Here is a 21,569-nt window from a genome sequence, read left to right as displayed (position 1 = left end):
CGATCATGGCAAAAACAGCAGCAGCACTGCATATTCTTGTTAAAGAAGAGAAACTGGCTCTGGATCTTCTGGAGCAGATTAAAAACGGCGCCGACTTCGGTAAGCTGGCGAAGAAGCACTCCATTTGCCCATCAGGCAAACGCGGCGGTGATTTAGGTGAGTTCCGCCAGGGCCAGATGGTGCCGGCGTTCGATAAAGTGGTTTTCTCCTGCCCGGTGCTGGAGCCAACCGGCCCGCTGCATACCCAGTTCGGCTACCACATCATCAAAGTGCTGTACCGGAAATAATAAAAAAACCCGGGGATCTTAATCTCCGGGTTTTTGCCTGATGGCGCTTCGCTTATCAGGCCTATTAAACAAATCCATTCCTCTATGGATTTCGGCTTGCCGGAAGGCGGCAAAGAGGTACATCCCCACGAACATAGATTACTATGTGACTGGGGTGTACGTACCGTAGCCAACGCATCGGCAAGTCAAAAGACGACGAGGAATTAGCCGGCTACCGCGATACGCTTCATATCGGTCATATAACCGCGCAGTTTCTTACCAACCTGCTCAATAGCGTGGCTGCGAATGGCTTCGTTAACATCACGCAGCTGAGCGTTGTCTACCGCGCCTTCGGCAATCGCCGTACCCAGGTCGCCAGTCTGCAGGGTGGTCATGAACTCTTTCAGCAGCGGTACGCAAGCGTAAGAGAACAGGTAGTTACCATATTCAGCGGTATCAGAGATAACCACGTTCATCTCGTACAGACGCTTACGGGCAATAGTATTGGCGATCAGCGGCAGCTCGTGCAGTGATTCGTAGTACGCGGACTCTTCGATGATGCCGGAGGCCACCATGGTTTCGAAGGCCAGCTCAACGCCCGCTTTCACCATCGCGATCATCAGAACGCCTTTATCGAAGTACTCCTGCTCGCCGATTTTACCTTCATACTGCGGCGCGGTTTCGAACGCGGTTTTACCAGTCTCTTCACGCCAGGTCAGCAGTTTCTTATCGTCGTTCGCCCAGTCCGCCATCATACCGGAGGAGAATTCGCCGGAAATGATGTCGTCCATGTGTTTCTGGAACAGCGGTGCCATAATCTCTTTCAGCTGCTCGGAGAGCGCATAAGCGCGCAGTTTCGCCGGGTTAGAGAGGCGATCCATCATCAGGGTGATGCCGCCCTGCTTCAGCGCTTCGGTGATGGTTTCCCAGCCGAACTGAATCAGTTTTTCTGCATACGCCGGATCGGTACCTTCCGCCACCAGCTTGTCGAAGCACAGCAGAGAACCCGCCTGCAGCATGCCGCAGAGGATGGTCTGCTCGCCCATCAGGTCAGATTTCACTTCGGCAACGAAGGAAGATTCCAGCACGCCCGCACGATGGCCGCCGGTCGCCGCCGCCCATGCTTTCGCAATGGCCATGCCTTCGCCTTTCGGGTCGTTTTCCGGATGTACCGCGATAAGCGTCGGTACGCCGAAACCGCGTTTGTACTCTTCACGCACTTCGGTACCCGGGCACTTCGGCGCCACCATCACCACGGTGATGTCTTTACGGATCTGCTCGCCCACTTCCACGATGTTGAAACCGTGGGAGTAGCCCAGCGCCGCGCCGTCTTTCATCAGCGGCTGTACGGAGCGCACAACGTCAGAGTGCTGTTTGTCCGGAGTCAGGTTAACCACCAGGTCCGCCTGCGGGATCAGCTCTTCATAAGTGCCGACTTTGAAGCCGTTTTCGGTCGCTTTACGCCAGGAGGCGCGCTTCTCGGCGATCGCTTCTTTGCGCAGCGCATAGGAGATATCCAGGCCGGAGTCACGCATGTTCAGACCCTGGTTCAGGCCCTGCGCGCCGCAGCCGACGATGACCACTTTTTTACCCTGAAGGTAGCTTGCGCCATCGGCGAATTCGTCGCGCGCCATAAAGCGGCATTTGCCCAGCTGTGCCAGCTGCTGGCGCAGGTTCAGTGTATTAAAGTAGTTAGCCATGTCTGTAACTCCGTGATGTTGTGTCGTGCTTATTGTTCGGTTCGCTTTTGCGAGAATGAACTTACTATATGACAGGAATTTTATTGCGGAAATTGATATATTCACAACGTCACGTTGCATTTTATGAAATACAAAACCGGGGAGAACGCGCCGTGGATTTACGCGATCTGAAAACCTTTCTGCATCTGGCGGAAAGCCGCCATTTTGGCCGCAGCGCGCGGGCCATGCACGTCAGCCCGTCGACGCTTTCGCGCCAGATCCAGCGTCTGGAAGAGGACCTCGGCCAGCCGCTGTTCGTGCGAGATAATCGCACGGTGACCCTTACCGAAGCCGGGGAAGAGTTACGTACCTTTGCCCAACAGACTTTACTGCAGTATCAGCAGCTTCGTCACGTCATCGATCAGCAGGGCCCTTCGCTCTCCGGCGAGCTGCACATCTTCTGCTCCGTCACCGCCGCCTATAGCCATTTGCCGCCGATCCTCGACCGCTTTCGCGCCGCGCACCCCTCGGTGGAGATTAAGCTGTCGACCGGCGACGCCGCCGACGCCATGGAGAAGGTGGTCACCGGCGAAGCCGACCTGGCGATTGCCGGTAAGCCGGAGACTCTGCCAGGGTCGGTGGCGTTTTCGATGCTGGAGAACCTCGCCGTGGTGTTAATTGCCCCGGCCCTTCCCTGCCCGGTGCGCAACCAGGTGACCGTCGAGCGCCCCGACTGGTCGACAGTGCCCTTTATCATGGCCGACCAGGGGCCGGTACGTCGGCGCATCGAGCTGTGGTTTCGGCGGCATAAAATCAGCAATCCATCGATCTACGCCACCGTCGGCGGGCACGAAGCGATGGTGTCGATGGTCGCCCTGGGATGCGGCGTGGCGCTGCTGCCGGAAGTGGTGCTGGAGAACAGTCCAGAGCCGGTACGCAACAGGGTGATGATCCTGGAGCGCAGCGATGAGCAAACCCCGTTTGAGCTCGGCGTTTGCGCACAAAAAAAGCGGCTGCATGAGCCGCTTATTGATGCTTTCTGGAAAATTCTGCCGAACCACTAGCCCGCGAGGAAAAAGCGGAATGCCGGGTTATGGGTCTCATCATGACACTCATAGCCCAGTTCATTAAGACGGGTTTCAAAATCCGGCTCGTGCTCACCCAGCTCGAAGGCCGCCAAAACCCGACCATAGTCGGTGCCGTGGCTGCGGTAGTGGAACAGCGAAATATTCCAGTGGGTGCCGAGGGTGTGCAGGAACTTCAGCAGCGCCCCCGGCGATTCCGGAAACTCGAAGCTGAACAGCCGCTCCTGCAGCGCTTTGGACGGTCGGCCGCCGACCATATAGCGCACATGGAGCTTGGCCATTTCGTCATCGGAAAGGTCAACGACGCTGTAGCCGCCGTCGTTCAGTAACTGGAGGATCTCTTTCCGCTCCTCCAGCCCACGACTCAGACGTACCCCCACAAAGATGCAGGCGTCTTTGGCATCGGCAAAGCGGTAGTTGAACTCCGTCACCGAGCGGCCCCCCAGCAGCTGGCAAAACTTCAGAAAGCTGCCCTTCTCTTCCGGGATCGTCACCGCCAGCAGCGCTTCGCGCTGTTCCCCTAGCTCGCAGCGCTCAGACACGTAGCGCAGACCGTGGAAGTTGACGTTGGCCCCGGACAGGATGTGAGCCAGTCGCTCGCCGCGAATATTGTGCTGAGCGACATATTTCTTCATCCCCGCCAGCGCCAGCGCGCCGGAAGGCTCTGCCACCGCCCGCACATCTTCGAACAGATCCTTCATCGCCGCGCAAATAGCGTCGCTGTCGACGGTGATGATGTCGTCCAGATACTCCTGGCACAGACGGAAGGTTTCATCGCCGATGCGTTTGACCGCCACGCCTTCGGCAAACAAGCCGACGCGCGGCAGGTCCACCGGATGACCGGCGTCCAGCGCCGCCTTCAGGCAGGCCGAATCTTCCGCTTCCACCGCGATTACTTTGATCTGCGGCATCAGCTGCTTGATCAGCACCGCCACGCCTGCCGCCAGGCCGCCGCCGCCCACCGGGACGAACACGCGGTCGATGTGGGCATCCTGCTGCAGCAGCTCCAGCGCCAGGGTTCCCTGACCGGCGATGACCATCGGGTGATCGAACGGCGGCACCCAGGTAAAGCCCTGCTGCTGCGCCAGCTCAATCGCCCTCGCCTTCGCTTCGTCAAAGTTGGCGCCATGCAGCAGCACTTCGCCGCCAAATCCGCGAACGGCATCCACTTTGATGTCGGCGGTCGCTACCGGCATCACGATCAGCGCCTTAACGCCCAGCCGCGATGCGGAGAACGCCACGCCCTGGGCATGATTGCCCGCCGAGGCGGTGATCACCCCGTGGGATTTCTGTTCCGCGGTCAGGCTGGACATCATCGCGTAGGCGCCGCGCAGCTTAAAGCTGTGTACCGGTTGGCGATCTTCGCGCTTCACCAGAATAACGTTATCCAGGCGAGAAGAGAGTTTGTCCATTTTTTGCAGCGGCGTTTTCTGCACCGCTTCATAAACCGGCGCGCGCAGCACTGCTCTCAGGTATTCGGCGCCCTCAGGGGCGCCGGACAGGGGTTGTGAATCCGCCATGATTAGCCACCCAGTTTCGATTTATCGCGAACCGCGCCTTTGTCGGCGCTGGTCGCCAGGCTGGCGTAGGCGCGAAGGGCAAAGGAGACCTGACGCTGGCGATTCTTCGGCGTCCACGCCTGGTCGCCACGCGCTTCCTGGGCTTCACGACGCGCCGCAATTTCCGCATCGCTCAGCTGCAGCTGGATGCTGCGGTTCGGAATATCAATCGCGATCATGTCGCCATCTTCAATGAGCGCAATGTTGCCGCCGCTCGCCGCTTCCGGTGAGACGTGACCGATAGAGAGCCCTGAGGTGCCGCCGGAGAAACGGCCATCGGTGATCAGCGCGCAGGCTTTGCCCAGCCCCATCGACTTCAGGAAGCTGGTGGGGTAAAGCATCTCCTGCATCCCCGGCCCGCCTTTCGGCCCTTCGTAGCGGATCACCACGACGTCGCCTTCAACGACTTTACCGCCGAGGATGGCCTCAACCGCATCGTCCTGGCTCTCATACACTTTCGCCGGACCGGTAAATTTCAGGATGCTGTCGTCCACGCCGGCGGTTTTCACGATACAACCGTTTTCCGCGAAATTGCCGTACAGTACCGCCAGGCCGCCGTCCTTGCTGTAAGCGTGTTCCAGAGAACGGATACAGCCTTCGGCGCGATCGTCATCCAGCGTATCCCAGCGGCAGTCTTGCGAGAACGCCTGGGTGGTACGGATGCCCGCCGGCCCGGCGCGGAACATTTTTTTCACCGCGTCGTCCTGGGTCACCATCACATCGTACTGTTCCAGGGTCTGCGGCAGCGTCAGGCCGAGAACGTTTTTGACCTCGCGATTCAACAGCCCGGCGCGGTCCAGCTCGCCCAGAATGCCCAGCACGCCGCCGGCGCGATGCACATCTTCCATATGGTATTTCTGCGTGCTCGGCGCCACCTTACACAGCTGCGGCACTTTGCGGGAAAGCTTATCGATATCGCTCATGGTGAAGTCGATTTCAGCTTCCTGCGCCGCCGCCAGCAGGTGCAGAACGGTGTTGGTGGAACCGCCCATGGCGATATCCAGCGTCATGGCGTTCTCAAAGGCCGCCTTGCTGGCGATATTGCGCGGCAGCGCGGAAGCGTCATCCTGCTCGTAATAGCGTTTGGTCAGCTCAACGATACGTTTCCCGGCGTTAAGGAACAGCTCCTTACGATCGGCGTGGGTCGCCAGCAGAGAGCCGTTACCCGGCTGCGACAGACCCAGCGCTTCGGTCAGGCAGTTCATGGAGTTGGCGGTGAACATCCCGGAACAGGAGCCGCAGGTCGGACAGGCGGAGCGTTCCACCTGATTACTCTGCTCGTCGGACACTTTCGGATCCGCCCCCTGGATCATCGCATCCACCAGGTCGAGCTTGATAATTTTATCTGACAGCTTGGTTTTCCCGGCTTCCATCGGGCCGCCGGACACAAAGATCACCGGAATGTTCAGGCGCAGGGAAGCCATCAGCATCCCCGGGGTGATTTTGTCGCAGTTGGAGATACAGACCATCGCATCCGCACAATGGGCGTTAACCATGTACTCCACCGAGTCGGCGATCAGCTCGCGGGATGGCAGTGAATAGAGCATACCCCCGTGGCCCATGGCGATCCCATCATCCACTGCGATGGTGTTGAATTCTTTGGCCACGCCACCGGCGGCTTCAATCTGCTCGGCAACCAGTTTGCCGAGGTCGCGCAGGTGCACGTGCCCAGGAACAAACTGGGTAAAGGAGTTAACGACGGCGATAATCGGTTTGCCGAAATCGGCATCGGTCATTCCGGTTGCGCGCCACAACGCGCGGGCGCCCGCCATATTGCGGCCATGTGTGGTGGTGGCGGAACGGTACTTAGGCATGCTCTTTTTACTCCCATCTGTGTTTATTAAATGGGACGGTGCGTGCCGTCCCATTTTTAATTACTTACTTACCGGATCCAACCAGCCCCATTTATCTTCTGTTTCACCGGTGAAGAGGCCAAAGAAGGCTTCCTGAATGCGTTTGGTGACCGGACCGCGACGGCCTGCGCCGACCTGGATACCATCCACGCTGCGTACCGGGGTGATTTCCGCCGCGGTCCCGGACATGAAGACTTCATCCGCCAGGTACAGGGATTCACGGGACAATACCTGCTCGCGGACTTCAATACCGAGATCTTTCGCCAGCTTGATGATGGCGTCGCGGGTAATGCCCGGCAGCGCGGAAGAGGTAAACGGCGGGGTGAACAGCACGCCGTCCTTCACTTCAAACAGGTTTTCCCCTGCGCCTTCGGAGATATAGCCGTTAACGTCGAGGGCAATACCTTCCTGATAGCCATGGCGACGCGCTTCGCTGCCAACCAGCAGCGAGGAGAGATAGTTGCCGCCGGCTTTCGCCGCCGTCGGTATGGTGTTCGGCGCCGCGCGGTTCCAGGAAGAGACCATGGCATCGATCCCCTGCTCCAGCGCTTCTGCGCCGAGGTAGGCTCCCCACGGGAACGCCGCGATGATCACGTCAGTGTTGTAACCCGGAGGCGGGTTTACCCCCATGCCGACATCGCCAACAAACACCAGCGGGCGGATATAAGCGCTGGTCAGATTATTAGTGCGAATGACTTCGCGGCAGGCTTCCATCAGTTCGTCGACGCTCTGGGAGACCGGGAAACGATAAATTTTGGCTGAGTCATGCAGACGCTGCATATGTTCGCGATGACGGAACACCACCGGGCCTTTGTGCGAGTCGTAGCAACGGATGCCTTCGAATACCGAGGTGCCATAGTGCAGCGCATGGGACATCACATGAACTTTCGCTTCGCCCCACGGAACCATCTCGCCATTGAACCAGATGTAATCAGCTTTTTTCGTCGTCATTTTTCTTCCTTTGCGCTCAGGCGCGGATTTGTTGTGATGTGGGTTGCTGGATCTCGACGCAGGCAACGTCGACCAGTTTACTTAATTGACTAAACAGTAATTCGACGGGCCGCGGGCTGGCAACGGTCAATTCGATATTTATGTTCTGTGCGTCCGCTGCGGTTTCCATGTTCATTGCGCAGATTTGAAAACCACGGTGACGGACAACGCGCAGCACGCGCTCTAAGGTTTCCGGGTTGAAACGTGCCTGTAAAGCGACCTGATGTTGCATCATGATAATTTCTCCAGCATTTCAGAGTTACTGGCGCCGGGCGGCACCAACGGCCAGACATTCTCAAGTTCGTCGATTGAGACATGAAGCAGGTATGGCCCCTGGCTCGAAAGCATGGTGTCGAGTGCCGCTTCAACCTGGTCTTTACGGGTGACGTGTTGGCCAGGAATACCGAAGGCGCTGGCCAGCGTGAGGAAATCAGGGTTATCAGTCAGAGTGGTTTCGCTATAACGTTCCTGGAAAAACAGCTGCTGCCATTGTCGAACCATCCCTAACCGCTGGTTGTCGAGTAATACGATCTTCAGCGGTAACTGCTTGCGTTTTACGGTGCCCAGCTCCTGCACATTCATCATGAAGGAGCCGTCACCAGAGATACAGATCACCGTATCGTTAGGGCGCGCCACCTGGGCGCCAACGGCGGCCGGCAGGCCAAAGCCCATGGTGCCTAAGCCGCTGGAGGTGATGAAGTTTTCCGGGCGGGTATAGGTCATATGCTGAGCCGACCACATCTGATGCTGGCCTACGTCGGTTGTCACCACGCTGTCCGCCGGCTTGCGGTCGGAAAGCTGTTTCAGCAGCAGCGGCGCGTAGATAGCCTCACCGGGATGATCGTAACGCCAGGCGTGGTCGGCACGCAGTGCGGCACTCCGCTCGCGCCAGCCATCGATCGCTAACGGCTGCTGCAGCGCCGGCAGCAAGCGGTTCAGATCGCCGGTCAGACCAATGTGCGCCTGGCGCAGCTTGTTCAGCTCCGCCGGATCGATGTCCATATGGATCACTTTGGCATGCGGCGCGAAGGTGTTGAGCTTGCCAGTCACGCGATCGTCAAAGCGCGCGCCGACAGCGATCAGCAGATCGCACTCCTGTACCGCCAGATTGGCCGCCTTGGTGCCGTGCATTCCCAGCATGCCGAGATAATACGGGTAATCGGCGTCCACCACGCCCAGCCCTTTCAGGGTGCAGGTCGCCGGCATCCGGGTCACTGCGAGGAATTCGCGCAGCGCCGGTACCGCCTGCGCCATGCCGACCCCGCCGCCAACATACAGCATCGGTTGCTGCGATTGAGCCAGCATCTGCAGAGCCTGAGCCACTTCCGCCTGCGGGAATGCCATCTCATCGGCGACCGTAGAGAAATGGGGATCGAGATCGCCCTGCGCCATCTGAATATCCTTAGGGATATCAACCAGCACCGGGCCTGGACGGCCTGAGTTTGCCACCTGGAAAGCTTCAGCAATGACCCGCGGCAGCTCGTCCAGAGACTGCACGAGGAAACTGTGCTTAGTACAGGCCAGTGACAAACCGAGAACGTCTACCTCCTGGAACGCATCCGTGCCGATGAAGGGTGCGGCCACCTGGCCGGTGATGGCGACAATGGGGATGGAGTCAAGCAAAGCGTCCGCCAGGCCGGTGATCAGGTTGGTTGCGCCCGGGCCGGAGGTCGCGATACATACCCCGGTTTTACCGGTTGCTCGCGCATAACCAATGGCCGCCATGGCTGCCCCTTGCTCATGCCGGCACAGCAGGTGCTCCACGCCGCCGTCATACAGTGCATCGTAAACCGGCATAATTGCGCCACCCGGATAGCCAAAAACGGTGTCGACCCCCTGTGTCCGCAAAGCATGTACCACCCACTGCGCGCCATTCATAGTTAGTTCCCCGTCATAAATCGGGAGAAACAGAATTTTATGCTAAAAGTCATCATCTGCTCCTCGCTTAGGTTATTTCAGTTATAAAAAAACCCCCGGACCTTTCGGTGCGGGGGTCTTAGTTCGTTAAGGCTTGATTATTAAGCCTTTCCTCGTCCAAGTGCAGCCCCGCACGGTGGGATAATAATCACCACCACGCTAATCACGACCAGGCTAATCACTCGTAGAAGGGCTGTCATTTTCTGTACTTTCTGGCTTCTTGTTCGAAGGAATACCTAAAGAGGTACCACAGACATCACATAAAACACAAGATTTTTTTATATCTCTGTTGCTGAGCAGCCTAACAGTTTCAGCAAAAATAATTGTTTTATATGAAAAAATTCGAAGATGAAAAAAACTCAGTTTTCTCTCGCCTGCCGCGCTCTTTTGCGCCCTCCTTCCCAACGCCGCTCTGTTTTGCGAGCGAACTTCCAGTTTCGGCTAAATGTAACAATATGGCGCGAAAAGTATGGATTTATGGTCCTAACTTCTGACTATTACCGATCCCGTTTTAACACAGGTCAGCCATAATCCTGCCTGGTCCAGGAGGTTTTATGTCGCTCGCCATCGTCTATACCCGCGCGGCGCTCGGTATCGAAGCGCCATTGATTACTGTCGAGGTTCATCTCAGCAACGGTCTGCCCGGCCTGACTATGGTCGGACTGCCGGAGACCACCGTGAAAGAGGCCCGTGACCGGGTTCGCAGCGCCCTGATCAACAGCGGCTACGCTTTCCCTGCGAAGAAAATAACCATTAACCTGGCGCCAGCGGATCTGCCTAAAGAGGGCGGGCGATACGATCTACCTATCGCTCTCGCGCTTCTCGTTGCCTCAGAGCAGCTCAACACGACGCGACTGAATCAATATGAGTTTGTGGGCGAACTCGCCCTCACAGGTGGGTTACGCGGCGTTCCAGGGGCGATCCCCAGCGCAATGGAGGCCATCAAAGCCGGCCGGCGCATCGTCGTCTCCTCTGATAATGCGGCTGAGGTCGGCCTGATCGGCGGCAGCGATTGCCTGGTCGCCGACCATCTGCAGGAGGTGTGCGCTTTTCTCGCGGGGCAGACATCGCTTTCGCCGCCTCTCGCCGAGGCACCCTCTGTTGATGAACGCGGCGAAGATCTGCGCGATGTTATCGGCCAGCAGCAGGGCAAGCGAGCGCTGGAGATTGTGGCCGCCGGAGGTCACAACCTGCTCCTGATCGGCCCGCCCGGCACAGGGAAAACCATGCTTGCCAGCCGGCTACCCGGTCTCCTGCCGCCATTAAGCAATCAGGAAGCACTGGAGAGCACGGCCATTCAGAGTCTGGTCAATCTGCATACCGCGAAGACCCGGTGGCGTCAGAGGCCGTTTCGCGCACCTCATCATAGCGCCTCGCTGGCAGCGATGGTGGGCGGCGGCTCGATACCGGTCCCCGGTGAGATTTCCCTGGCCCATAATGGCGTGCTGTTTCTTGATGAGCTGCCGGAGTTTGAGCGGCGTGTACTGGATGCGCTGCGCGAACCCATTGAGTCAGGCAAGATCCATATATCACGCTCGCGCGCCAAAATTGACTATCCGGCGCGCTTTCAGCTTATCGCGGCAATGAATCCAAGCCCGACAGGGCATTATCAGGGCAAACATAATCGTACATCGCCTGAGCAGACATTACGTTATCTGGGACGTCTGTCAGGCCCCTTCCTTGACCGCTTCGATCTCTCCTTAGAGATCCCGCTGCCGCCGCCAGGGATACTGAGCCAGGGCACGCAGGGCGAAGAGTCTAGCGCAACGGTCCGACAACGGGTGCTGGCGGCGCGCGAACGGCAAATGCTCAGACAAAATAAGCTCAATGCGCATCTTGAGAATCGTGAAATGAAGAGCTGCTGCCACTTACGGCGGGAGGACGCTGTCTGGCTGGAACAGACGCTAACGCAGCTGGGGCTCTCTATACGAGCCTGGCAGCGTCTGTTAAAGGTGGCGAGAACCATTGCCGATCTGGCAGAGGCTGAAGAGATTGAACGCCGTCATTTGCAGGAGGCGCTCAGCTATCGGGCGATAGACCGGATGCTAAACCATCTGCAGAAAATGATGGCGTAAAAAAAGGGCTTACGCCCTTTTTTCTTAGTCATCGCTTTCGGTGTAATCGTCAGCGCCTTCCATCTGCGGTTTGCCGCCGGAAAGAGTATGGAAACGCTTCGGCCGCTTGATGCGCGCCATATACTTAATCCATACGCGTTCTGCTTCCGTTACCGGCTCACGCTCACCACGGCACACCGAGACAAACTGTTTTTCATCATCGGTAACAGGTTCGCGTTTACCCAGTTCCAGTTCGTTAAAGGCATAACCATGACGTTCCAGCAGTTGCGCCTCTTTGATGGTGAAATCACCGTGACGGGAGAACCCGCGTGGATAATTTTTATTGTCGAAAAAACGATTAGTCGTCGTAAAGCTTTCCGCCATCCTACACGCTCCTGATTCTTTGGCCGAGCTATTTATGGCGCGGAGTATTAGTTACGCTTGACAGAGCGTCAAACAAAACATTTAAATCATCACGACAAATAATTTTGTGGAGAACGGTGTGGATACGGAATTGCTCAAGACTTTCCTGGAAGTGAGCAGAACTCGTCACTTTGGGCGAGCAGCAGAGGCGCTTTACCTGACGCAGTCAGCGGTCAGCTTTCGTATTCGTCAGCTGGAAAATCAACTTGGTGTGAACCTGTTCACCCGACATCGTAATAACATTCGCCTGACGACCGCCGGAGAAAAGCTCCTGCCCTACGCCGAAACGCTAATGAATACCTGGCAGGCTGCGCGCAAGGAGGTCGCACACTCTTCGCGACATAATGAATTCTCCATCGGGGCCAGCGCCTCGCTGTGGGAATGCATGCTTAACGGCTGGCTCGGCACCCTCTACAGCGCACCTTACAATCTCCAGTTTGAAGCGCGTATCGCGCAGCGGCAGTCGCTGGTTAAACAGCTTCACGAACGCCAGTTGGATCTGCTGATCACCACCGAATCGCCGAAGATGGATGAATTAAGCAGCCAGCTGTTGGGTAATTTTACTCTTGCCCTGTATTGCACATCGCCTGCAAAAAACAGAAATGAATTGAACTACTTGCGCCTTGAATGGGGGCCCGATTTTCAGCAAAACGAAGTGGGTCTGATAGGAAGCGATGATGTTCCGCTGCTCACTACCTCTTCAGCTGAACTGATCTATCAGCAATTATCGCGTCTGAGCGGCTGCTGTTGGCTACCTGTTCGCTGGGCGAAAGAGAAGCATGGGTTACATACGGTCATGGACAGCGCTACGCTGTCCCGCCCACTCTATGCGATCTGGTTACAAAATAGCGATAAGCAGGCGCAGATCCACGAGATCCTGAAAAGCCCTATCCTGGAATAAGCGGTACTCTCCATGGACGGAGAGGAGCAAGGTATTTTGAATAGGGATATTGCAGATGGATAGTAGAGATAAAAAAAATCCTTTGCCTGAGCAAAGGATTCTTATAAATGGCAGGGGCGGAGAGACTCGAACTCCCAACACCCGGTTTTGGAGACCGGTGCTCTACCAATTGAACTACGCCCCTAAAGCTTTCTTACCACTAAGCCTGCTATCTGAGCAGGCTTAATGTTAAATAAGTGGCGGAACGGACGGGACTCGAACCCGCGACCCCCTGCGTGACAGGCAGGTATTCTAACCGACTGAACTACCGCTCCACCGAATTTTTTCGCTTTATGACCACCGGTTGTCACCCCGGCTTACTGCAATTTGATGCCTGGCAGTTCCCTACTCTCACATGGGGAGACCCCACACTACCATCGGCGCTACGGCGTTTCACTTCTGAGTTCGGCATGGGGTCAGGTGGGACCACCGCGCTAGTGCCGCCAGGCAAATTCTGTTTTATCAACACGTCCTGCGGACGCATCGACTAATCTGTATCAGCTGAAAATCTTCTCAAATCCGCCAAAACATCTTCGGCGTTGTAAGGTTAAGCCTCACGGTTCATTAGTACCGGTTAGCTCAACGCATCGCTGCGCTTACACACCCGGCCTATCAACGTCGTCGTCTTCAACGTTCCTTCAGGAGACTTAAAGTCTCAGGGAGAACTCATCTCGGGGCAAGTTTCGTGCTTAGATGCTTTCAGCACTTATCTCTTCCGCATTTAGCTACCGGGCAGTGCCATTGGCATGACAACCCGAACACCAGTGATGCGTCCACTCCGGTCCTCTCGTACTAGGAGCAGCCCCCCTCAATTCTCCAGCGCCCACGGCAGATAGGGACCGAACTGTCTCACGACGTTCTAAACCCAGCTCGCGTACCACTTTAAATGGCGAACAGCCATACCCTTGGGACCTACTTCAGCCCCAGGATGTGATGAGCCGACATCGAGGTGCCAAACACCGCCGTCGATATGAACTCTTGGGCGGTATCAGCCTGTTATCCCCGGAGTACCTTTTATCCGTTGAGCGATGGCCCTTCCATTCAGAACCACCGGATCACTATGACCTGCTTTCGCACCTGCTCGCGCCGTCACGCTCGCAGTCAAGCTAGCTTATGCCATTGCACTAACCTCCTGATGTCCGACCAGGATTAGCTAACCTTCGTGCTCCTCCGTTACGCTTTGGGAGGAGACCGCCCCAGTCAAACTACCCACCAGACACTGTCCGCAACCCCGATAAGGGGCCAACGTTAGAACATCAAACATTAAAGGGTGGTATTTCAAGGTTGGCTCCACGCAGACTGGCGTCCACGCTTCAAAGCCTCCCACCTATCCTACACATCAAGGCTCAATGTTCAGTGTCAAGCTATAGTAAAGGTTCACGGGGTCTTTCCGTCTTGCCGCGGGTACACTGCATCTTCACAGCGAGTTCAATTTCACTGAGTCTCGGGTGGAGACAGCCTGGCCATCATTACGCCATTCGTGCAGGTCGGAACTTACCCGACAAGGAATTTCGCTACCTTAGGACCGTTATAGTTACGGCCGCCGTTTACCGGGGCTTCGATCAAGAGCTTCTCCTTACGGATAACCCCATCAATTAACCTTCCGGCACCGGGCAGGCGTCACACCGTATACGTCCACTTTCGTGTTTGCACAGTGCTGTGTTTTTAATAAACAGTTGCAGCCAGCTGGTATCTTCGACTGGTCTCAGCTCCATCCGCAGGGACTTCACCTACACACCAGCGTGCCTTCTCCCGAAGTTACGGCACCATTTTGCCTAGTTCCTTCACCCGAGTTCTCTCAAGCGCCTTGGTATTCTCTACCTGACCACCTGTGTCGGTTTGGGGTACGATTTGATGTTACCTGATGCTTAGAGGCTTTTCCTGGAAGCAGGGCATTTGTTACTTCAGCACCGTAGTGCCTCGTCATCACACCTCAGCCTTGATTATCCGGATTTGCCTGGATAATCAGCCTACATGCTTAAACCGGGACAACCGTCGCCCGGCTAACATAGCCTTCTCCGTCCCCCCTTCGCAGTAACACCAAGTACAGGAATATTAACCTGTTTCCCATCGACTACGCCTTTCGGCCTCGCCTTAGGGGTCGACTCACCCTGCCCCGATTAACGTTGGACAGGAACCCTTGGTCTTCCGGCGAGCGGGCTTTTCACCCGCTTTATCGTTACTTATGTCAGCATTCGCACTTCTGATACCTCCAGCAACCCTCACAGGCCACCTTCGCAGGCTTACAGAACGCTCCCCTACCCAACAACACATAGTGTCGCTGCCGCAGCTTCGGTGCATGGTTTAGCCCCGTTACATCTTCCGCGCAGGCCGACTCGACCAGTGAGCTATTACGCTTTCTTTAAATGATGGCTGCTTCTAAGCCAACATCCTGGCTGTCTGTGCCTTCCCACATCGTTTCCCACTTAACCATGACTTTGGGACCTTAGCTGGCGGTCTGGGTTGTTTCCCTCTTCACGACGGACGTTAGCACCCGCCGTGTGTCTCCCGTGATAACATTCTTCGGTATTCGTAGTTTGCATCGGGTTGGTAAGTCGGGATGACCCCCTAGCCGAAACAGTGCTCTACCCCCGAAGATGAGTTCACGAGGCGCTACCTAAATAGCTTTCGGGGAGAACCAGCTATCTCCCGGTTTGATTGGCCTTTCACCCCCAGCCACAAGTCATCCGCTAATTTTTCAACATTAGTCGGTTCGGTCCTCCAGTTAGTGTTACCCAACCTTCAACCTGCCCATGGCTAGATCACCGGGTTTCGGGTCTATACCCTGCAACTTAACGCCCAGTTAAGACTCGGTTTCCCTGCGGCTCCCCTATACGGTTAACCTTGCTACAGAATATAAGTCGCTGACCCATTATACAAAAGGTACGCAGTCACACCACGAAGGTGCTCCCACTGCTTGTACGTACACGGTTTCAGGTTCTTTTTCACTCCCCTCGCCGGGGTTCTTTTCGCCTTTCCCTCACGGTACTGGTTCACTATCGGTCAGTCAGGAGTATTTAGCCTTGGAGGATGGTCCCCCCATATTCAGACAGGATACCACGTGTCCCGCCCTACTCTTCGAGTTCACAGCCTGTGCATTTTGGTGTACGGGACTATCACCCTGTACCGTCGGACTTTCCAGACCGTTCCACTAACACACAAGCTGATTCAGACTCTGGGCTGCTCCCCGTTCGCTCGCCGCTACTGGGGGAATCTCGGTTGATTTCTTTTCCTCGGGGTACTTAGATGTTTCAGTTCCCCCGGTTCGCCTCGTTAACCTATGTATTCAGTTAACGATAGTGCAACGAATTGCACTGGGTTTCCCCATTCGGACATCGCCGGCTATAACGGTTCATATCACCTTACCGACGCTTTTCGCAGATTAGCACGTCCTTCATCGCCTCTGACTGCCAGGGCATCCACCGTGTACGCTTAGTCGCTTAACCTCACAACCCGAAGATGTTTCGTAAAACATCATCGTGTCGCGAAAATTTGAGAGACTCGAACACACATTAACTGTGTGTCGTTTCAATTTTCAGCTTGATCCAGATTTTTAAAGAGCAAAACTTCGCAGTGCACCTTTTCAGGTTCACTCTGAAGTTTTCTTGTATTCGCAGTAAAGATGGTGGAGCTATGCGGGATCGAACCGCAGACCTCCTGCGTGCAAAGCAGGCGCTCTCCCAGCTGAGCTATAGCCCCATCGTTTGCAACCTCTTCAAATTTGCTTCGCAAATTTGGTAGGCCTGAGTGGACTTGAACCACCGACCTCACCCTTATCAGGGGTGCGCTCTAACCACCTGAGCTACAAGCCTGTAGAGGTTTTTACTGCTGTTTTTCATCAGACAATCTGTGTGAGCACTACAAAGGCAGGTTCTTTAAGGTAAGGAGGTGATCCAACCGCAGGTTCCCCTACGGTTACCTTGTTACGACTTCACCCCAGTCATGAATCACAAAGTGGTAAGCGCCCTCCCGAAGGTTAAGCTACCTACTTCTTTTGCAACCCACTCCCATGGTGTGACGGGCGGTGTGTACAAGGCCCGGGAACGTATTCACCGTAGCATTCTGATCTACGATTACTAGCGATTCCGACTTCATGGAGTCGAGTTGCAGACTCCAATCCGGACTACGACATACTTTATGAGGTCCGCTTGCTCTCGCGAGGTCGCTTCTCTTTGTATATGCCATTGTAGCACGTGTGTAGCCCTGGTCGTAAGGGCCATGATGACTTGACGTCATCCCCACCTTCCTCCAGTTTATCACTGGCAGTCTCCTTTGAGTTCCCGGCCTAACCGCTGGCAACAAAGGATAAGGGTTGCGCTCGTTGCGGGACTTAACCCAACATTTCACAACACGAGCTGACGACAGCCATGCAGCACCTGTCTCACAGTTCCCGAAGGCACCAAGCCATCTCTGGCAAGTTCTGTGGATGTCAAGACCAGGTAAGGTTCTTCGCGTTGCATCGAATTAAACCACATGCTCCACCGCTTGTGCGGGCCCCCGTCAATTCATTTGAGTTTTAACCTTGCGGCCGTACTCCCCAGGCGGTCGATTTAACGCGTTAGCTCCGGAAGCCACGCCTCAAGGGCACAACCTCCAAATCGACATCGTTTACGGCGTGGACTACCAGGGTATCTAATCCTGTTTGCTCCCCACGCTTTCGCACCTGAGCGTCAGTCTTTGTCCAGGGGGCCGCCTTCGCCACCGGTATTCCTCCAGATCTCTACGCATTTCACCGCTACACCTGGAATTCTACCCCCCTCTACAAGACTCTAGCCTGCCAGTTTCGAATGCAGTTCCCAGGTTGAGCCCGGGGATTTCACATCCGACTTGACAGACCGCCTGCGTGCGCTTTACGCCCAGTAATTCCGATTAACGCTTGCACCCTCCGTATTACCGCGGCTGCTGGCACGGAGTTAGCCGGTGCTTCTTCTGCGGGTAACGTCAATCGACAAGGTTATTAACCTTATCGCCTTCCTCCCCGCTGAAAGTACTTTACAACCCGAAGGCCTTCTTCATACACGCGGCATGGCTGCATCAGGCTTGCGCCCATTGTGCAATATTCCCCACTGCTGCCTCCCGTAGGAGTCTGGACCGTGTCTCAGTTCCAGTGTGGCTGGTCATCCTCTCAGACCAGCTAGGGATCGTCGCCTAGGTGAGCCGTTACCCCACCTACTAGCTAATCCCATCTGGGCACATCTGATGGCATGAGGCCCGAAGGTCCCCCACTTTGGTCTTGCGACATTATGCGGTATTAGCTACCGTTTCCAGTAGTTATCCCCCTCCATCAGGCAGTTTCCCAGACATTACTCACCCGTCCGCCGCTCGTCACCCGAGAGCAAGCTCTCTGTGCTACCGCTCGACTTGCATGTGTTAGGCCTGCCGCCAGCGTTCAATCTGAGCCATGATCAAACTCTTCAATTTAAGTTTGATGCTCAAAGAATTAAACTTCGTAATGAATTACGTGTTCACTCTTGAGACTTGGTATTCATTTTTCGTCCGAGGACGTTAAGAATCCATGTCACTTTGAGTGCCCACACAGATTGTCTGATAAATTGTTAAAGAGCAGTTGCAACGCGGCTTTCAGCTCACCGTTGCGAGGTCCCGTATAATACGTTTTCCTCATTCAGAGTCAAGCCCTTATTTTGCTTTTCTCTGTCGGTTTTCAGCGCTGAACTTCATCGCCGAAACCCTGCTGACCCGGCGGCTCGCTTGCCGTTGTTCCGTGTCAGTGGAGGCGCATTATAGGGAGTTCTGAGACGTTGACAAGCCCTGTTTTCAAAAAATTATTCAACCGTCTCTTTTTTGTGCAAAACGCCGTTAAAGCGGTAATTTTTCCAGCGTCGAGAAGCCATAGCGATGCAAAACGGGTAAAAGTTGTTCCGTTTCTGCCGTCAACGCCATGCAGAATGCTTTATTCTCGTCGCTGGACTTCGCATCCGGCGCTTCATGCTCTAACAGCCAGGCGGTGCGACGGGCAATCGCCGCGCCGGAATCAATCAGCCGCGTGCCTTCCGGCAGAACGCACTGCAGCTCCTCCTGTAAAAGAGGAAAATGGGTGCAGCCCAGCACCACCGTATCCGGCGGCTCCTGCATCCGCAGCCACGGGCGCAGGATACGGCGCAGCTCTTCTAACGGCACAGGCTCGCCGTGCAGCTTCGCTTCCGCCAGCTCCACCAGCTCCGCCGACCCCAGCATCTCAATCCGACATTCATTGGCAAAGCGGTCGATCAGCTCACGGGTATAAGGACGCTTTACGGTACCGCGCGTCGCCAGCAGACCAACAATGCCGTTCGCCGTTAAGCGGGCGGCGGGCTTGATCGCCGGCACCACGCCAACAACGGGGAAGGCGAACTTTTCACGCAGGGCAGGCAGGGAGACGGTACTGGCGGTATTGCAGGCGATCACCGCCAGCGCCAGGGGATAACGCTGCTGGACAGCGGTGACGATTTCCACAACGCGCTCAACGATAAACTCCTCGCTCTTCTCGCCATAGGGGAAGGCAACGTTATCGAAAGCATAGATGTAATGCAGATTCGGCAGCAGCTGCCGAATCTCATTATAAACCGACAACCCACCGACGCCGGAATCAAACACCAGCACGGTGGGACGTGGATCAGAAGGTGTAGCTGCCAGACAAGGTGTATTCCCGTCCTGCAGATTGGTAGCCATAAACTGTCTCGTAATCTTTATCGAACAGGTTGGCTATTTTACCACGAACTGTCAGGTGTGAGGTGACGGGATACGATAAACCGACATCCCAGAGGCTCAACCCACCCATATTGACGGTACGCGAATTGTCGTAATCATAATCGTAGCGCTTGCCGATGTAGTGATACGTCACATCCCAACCCAGATCGTAGACCTGGCCGTTCAGCTCGTATTTCACCTGCTGCTTCGCCCGGCGATAGAGGATCTTGTTAGTTTCATCATCGCGAGGGTCAACATACTGCAGCGTCAGATGGTGCTCCACCGGCCCTGTGGTGACATTTCCCGTCCACTCCAGCCCCTTGATCGTCGCCGACTTGACGTTGTAATAGGCGTTGTTGTCGTAATCGATGAGGTTTTGAATCTCATAGCGATACGCGGAGAGACGCCAGTCGACCGGCCCCGTTAACCCTTCAAGGCCCGCTTCCCATTGCTTCGACTCCTCTGGCTTCAGGTTCGGGTTAGAGGCGATGCCAAAGCGTTCTGCGCCGTACTGCTGCCCGAGGGAGGGGGCGAGGAATCCTGTGCCGTACGAGAGCGTTGTCCGATAACCGTCGATAAATTCCCAGCCAGCCGCCGTCTGCCAGGTACCGTGCCAGCCAAACTGCTCGTCATGATCCTCACGGCCGGAAGCTTCCAGCGTCACGCTGTCAATCTGCTGCTGGCCCGTCAGATAAAGACCGGTGGTATCGCGCTTATACACGTCGGTATTGGTCGTTCCGCTGGATTTCAGCTTCTCCTGTTTCCAGTCTACGCCGCCGCTCACCGCGCCATGGCCCACCACAACATTATTTCCCCACTGGATATAGCGCTGTTCCATATCATCCAGGGTGGTGCCCGCGGCATAGCGGCCAGCGTCGCTGCTGTAGTTGTAATCTTTAATACGCTGATAGTTCGCAATCAGCTGGGAGGAGTAAATTCCGGAGTGGTAGTGCAGACCGGTATCCCAGGATTGGGTATAGGACTGATCTTCATCGTTTCCACCTGCGTAGCCCCAGTTACCCTGGTCATAGTCAGCATTGGCGGAATAACCATAGCCGCGGAAGAATCCCGAGAAGTTATCATCGAACTGATGCTGTACCCCGCCCCACAGCATTTTATTGCGGTAGCCGTCGCGATCGCTGTCGCCGCTATAAGAGGAGTTCGGCTGGACGTTAAACCCTTTGGTGGTCTGATAGGCGCCGGCAGCGGTAACCAGCGTATCGCCAAACCGCTTGTTGAAGGCGCCATCATAGGACTGATAGCCGTTCGTTCCCGCGCCGGCGTTGATCTGCGAACGCTCAGCGTCGGTCATGGTGATAATGTTCACCACCCCGCCGATCGCTCCGGAGCCGTACACCGCGGAGCGCGGGCCGCGGATATATTCCACCCGCTGGACCAGCGAGATAGGGATCTGACTGATATCCACGCCATTGGAGATCCCCGGACGCGCCATCGGCACACCGTCGATCAGCACCAGCACGTGGCGAGCCTCCGTCCCCCGAACATACAGCGAAGCGCTCTGCCCCATGCCGCCGTTGCGGGCAATATCGACCCCGGGAAGACGACGCATGACATCGTTTAAATCTTTGGACTGCCAGCGGTCGATGTCATCGCGCGTCACTATATCGGTCGGCGCCAGCACGGTATTGACCGGCTGTTGAAAACGGTTTGCTGTCACCACCAACGTATCTGAATTGCTATCCTGCGCCCAGCCGGAAAATGCCGTGACGGATAAGGCCGTCATCAGCGAAGCTTTTTTAATCATTGTAAAAGCATCCGAAACAGAAAAAGGATGCCGCAGGTTTTATCAGTTGCTCGCGACGATAAAACCCAGTGCGACGTATTCCGGCAGGTCTTCGGGCTTGGAGGCTGTTTCAAGAAATAATGACTTCCCACGGCTAACCGCAGTGTCTGCACCGAGTGCGCTCATTTCTCACCTTCCTTACCGCTGCGCGTCAGCCCCAGATTTCCACTGGGTTCCCTTTTAACTCACAGGACCGGTAGGCGAATGCTACAATCAGAATCATATAGATGTCCAGACTGCTAATTATATTTCCCGCGGCATTCGAGGCTGGACATCCCCGGCGCTTTCCCTACAATCCCCGCGTACTTATTT

General features: G+C 55.8%; 15 protein-coding genes, 4 tRNA genes, 3 rRNA genes and 1 riboswitch. Of the genes, 4 read left to right on the top strand and 18 right to left on the bottom strand.

Features of this window, described 5'->3' with window-relative positions; all coding sequences use genetic code 11:
• Nucleotides 1-5: 5 nt before the first annotated feature.
• Nucleotides 6-287, top strand: a complete 282-nt coding sequence (gene ppiC, locus CE636_RS15780; protein ID WP_004886861.1) for a peptidylprolyl isomerase PpiC — start codon at nucleotides 6-8, stop codon at nucleotides 285-287.
• A 203-nt stretch (nucleotides 288-490) separates the two neighbouring features.
• Here the strand turns inward: ppiC and ilvC are convergent, their stop codons facing one another.
• Entirely contained in the window at nucleotides 491-1,966 is a 1,476-nt protein-coding gene (ilvC, locus tag CE636_RS15775; RefSeq protein WP_002883178.1) for a ketol-acid reductoisomerase, read from the bottom strand.
• A gap of 152 nt (nucleotides 1,967-2,118) precedes the next feature.
• Here ilvC and ilvY point away from each other — a divergent pair, with 152 nt between their 5' ends.
• Nucleotides 2,119-3,009, top strand: coding sequence for an HTH-type transcriptional activator IlvY (gene ilvY / locus CE636_RS15770; RefSeq protein WP_002883176.1), 891 nt, complete (start codon nucleotides 2,119-2,121; stop codon nucleotides 3,007-3,009).
• Here ilvY and ilvA read toward each other — a convergent pair.
• The 7 genes from ilvA to ilvL all read right to left on the bottom strand — a co-directional run bounded on the left by ilvA (nucleotide 3,006) and on the right by ilvL (nucleotide 9,549).
• Complete coding sequence (gene ilvA, locus CE636_RS15765; protein WP_017899412.1) at nucleotides 3,006-4,550, bottom strand: threonine ammonia-lyase, biosynthetic; 1,545 nt, start codon at nucleotides 4,548-4,550, stop codon at nucleotides 3,006-3,008. The genes ilvY and ilvA overlap by 4 nt on opposite strands.
• Before the next feature lie 2 nt (nucleotides 4,551-4,552).
• Entirely contained in the window at nucleotides 4,553-6,403 is a 1,851-nt protein-coding gene (gene ilvD / locus CE636_RS15760) for a dihydroxy-acid dehydratase (protein WP_002883173.1), read from the bottom strand.
• Between the two features lie 60 nt (nucleotides 6,404-6,463).
• Entirely contained in the window at nucleotides 6,464-7,393 is a 930-nt protein-coding gene (gene ilvE / locus CE636_RS15755; RefSeq protein ID WP_002883171.1) for a branched-chain-amino-acid transaminase, read from the bottom strand.
• A gap of 16 nt (nucleotides 7,394-7,409) precedes the next feature.
• Nucleotides 7,410-7,667 (bottom strand): acetolactate synthase 2 small subunit, encoded by a 258-nt coding sequence (gene ilvM / locus CE636_RS15750; RefSeq protein WP_004886870.1) that lies wholly within the window; start codon nucleotides 7,665-7,667, stop codon nucleotides 7,410-7,412.
• A complete protein-coding gene (gene ilvG, locus CE636_RS15745) occupies nucleotides 7,664-9,310 on the bottom strand; it encodes an acetolactate synthase 2 catalytic subunit (RefSeq protein ID WP_017899413.1) in 1,647 nt (548 codons plus the stop codon). The genes ilvM and ilvG overlap by 4 nt, the downstream gene beginning before the upstream one ends.
• A gap of 2 nt (nucleotides 9,311-9,312) precedes the next feature.
• Nucleotides 9,313-9,363, bottom strand: a complete 51-nt coding sequence (gene ilvX, locus CE636_RS29660; RefSeq protein ID WP_175426296.1) for a peptide IlvX — start codon at nucleotides 9,361-9,363, stop codon at nucleotides 9,313-9,315.
• 87 nt (nucleotides 9,364-9,450) lie between these two features.
• On the bottom strand, nucleotides 9,451-9,549 hold the full coding sequence (gene ilvL, locus CE636_RS15740; protein ID WP_001311244.1) for an ilv operon leader peptide: 99 nt from the start codon (nucleotides 9,547-9,549) through the stop codon (nucleotides 9,451-9,453).
• Nucleotides 9,550-9,903: 354 nt separating this feature from the next.
• Here ilvL and CE636_RS15735 point away from each other — a divergent pair, with 354 nt between their 5' ends.
• The gene (locus tag CE636_RS15735; protein WP_017899414.1) at nucleotides 9,904-11,424 is read left to right on the top strand and encodes a YifB family Mg chelatase-like AAA ATPase; all 1,521 of its coding nucleotides are present in this window, start codon (nucleotides 9,904-9,906) and stop codon (nucleotides 11,422-11,424) included.
• A gap of 24 nt (nucleotides 11,425-11,448) precedes the next feature.
• Here the strand turns inward: CE636_RS15735 and CE636_RS15730 are convergent, their stop codons facing one another.
• A complete protein-coding gene (locus CE636_RS15730) occupies nucleotides 11,449-11,787 on the bottom strand; it encodes a DUF413 domain-containing protein (RefSeq protein WP_004886877.1) in 339 nt (112 codons plus the stop codon).
• A gap of 118 nt (nucleotides 11,788-11,905) precedes the next feature.
• Between CE636_RS15730 and hdfR the strand changes: the two genes are divergently transcribed.
• Complete coding sequence (gene hdfR / locus CE636_RS15725; protein ID WP_004886879.1) at nucleotides 11,906-12,727, top strand: HTH-type transcriptional regulator HdfR; 822 nt, start codon at nucleotides 11,906-11,908, stop codon at nucleotides 12,725-12,727.
• A 108-nt stretch (nucleotides 12,728-12,835) separates the two neighbouring features.
• Here hdfR and CE636_RS15720 read toward each other — a convergent pair.
• The 9 genes from CE636_RS15720 to btuB all read right to left on the bottom strand — a co-directional run bounded on the left by CE636_RS15720 (nucleotide 12,836) and on the right by btuB (nucleotide 21,218).
• Nucleotides 12,836-12,911: transfer RNA gene (locus tag CE636_RS15720), tRNA-Trp, on the bottom strand.
• A gap of 53 nt (nucleotides 12,912-12,964) precedes the next feature.
• Nucleotides 12,965-13,041, bottom strand: a tRNA-Asp gene (locus CE636_RS15715).
• Nucleotides 13,042-13,098: 57 nt separating this feature from the next.
• Nucleotides 13,099-13,214 (bottom strand): 5S ribosomal RNA (gene rrf / locus CE636_RS15710).
• 95 nt (nucleotides 13,215-13,309) lie between these two features.
• Nucleotides 13,310-16,212, bottom strand: a 23S ribosomal RNA gene (locus CE636_RS15705).
• 177 nt (nucleotides 16,213-16,389) lie between these two features.
• A tRNA-Ala gene (locus tag CE636_RS15700) sits at nucleotides 16,390-16,465 on the bottom strand.
• Between the two features lie 36 nt (nucleotides 16,466-16,501).
• Nucleotides 16,502-16,578: transfer RNA gene (locus CE636_RS15695), tRNA-Ile, on the bottom strand.
• A 69-nt stretch (nucleotides 16,579-16,647) separates the two neighbouring features.
• Nucleotides 16,648-18,187, bottom strand: a 16S ribosomal RNA gene (locus tag CE636_RS15690).
• Together the 16S, 23S and 5S rRNA genes with 4 tRNA genes alongside form the textbook arrangement of a ribosomal RNA operon.
• Nucleotides 18,188-18,583: 396 nt before the next feature.
• Nucleotides 18,584-19,435, bottom strand: a complete 852-nt coding sequence (gene murI / locus CE636_RS15685; RefSeq protein ID WP_004203695.1) for a glutamate racemase — start codon at nucleotides 19,433-19,435, stop codon at nucleotides 18,584-18,586.
• Complete coding sequence (gene btuB, locus CE636_RS15680) at nucleotides 19,380-21,218, bottom strand: TonB-dependent vitamin B12 receptor BtuB (RefSeq protein ID WP_023319435.1); 1,839 nt, start codon at nucleotides 21,216-21,218, stop codon at nucleotides 19,380-19,382. Before btuB ends, murI begins: the two co-directional genes overlap by 56 nt.
• 64 nt (nucleotides 21,219-21,282) lie before the next feature.
• A riboswitch (cobalamin riboswitch) is annotated at nucleotides 21,283-21,470 on the bottom strand.
• Nucleotides 21,471-21,569 lie beyond the last annotated feature (99 nt).

Source organism: Klebsiella sp. LY (assembly GCF_004010915.1).
Classification (GTDB): Bacteria; Pseudomonadota; Gammaproteobacteria; order Enterobacterales; family Enterobacteriaceae; genus Klebsiella; species Klebsiella quasipneumoniae.
Note: the sequence above shows the minus strand (reverse complement) of the source record. Positions and strands in the feature narration are given on the sequence as shown.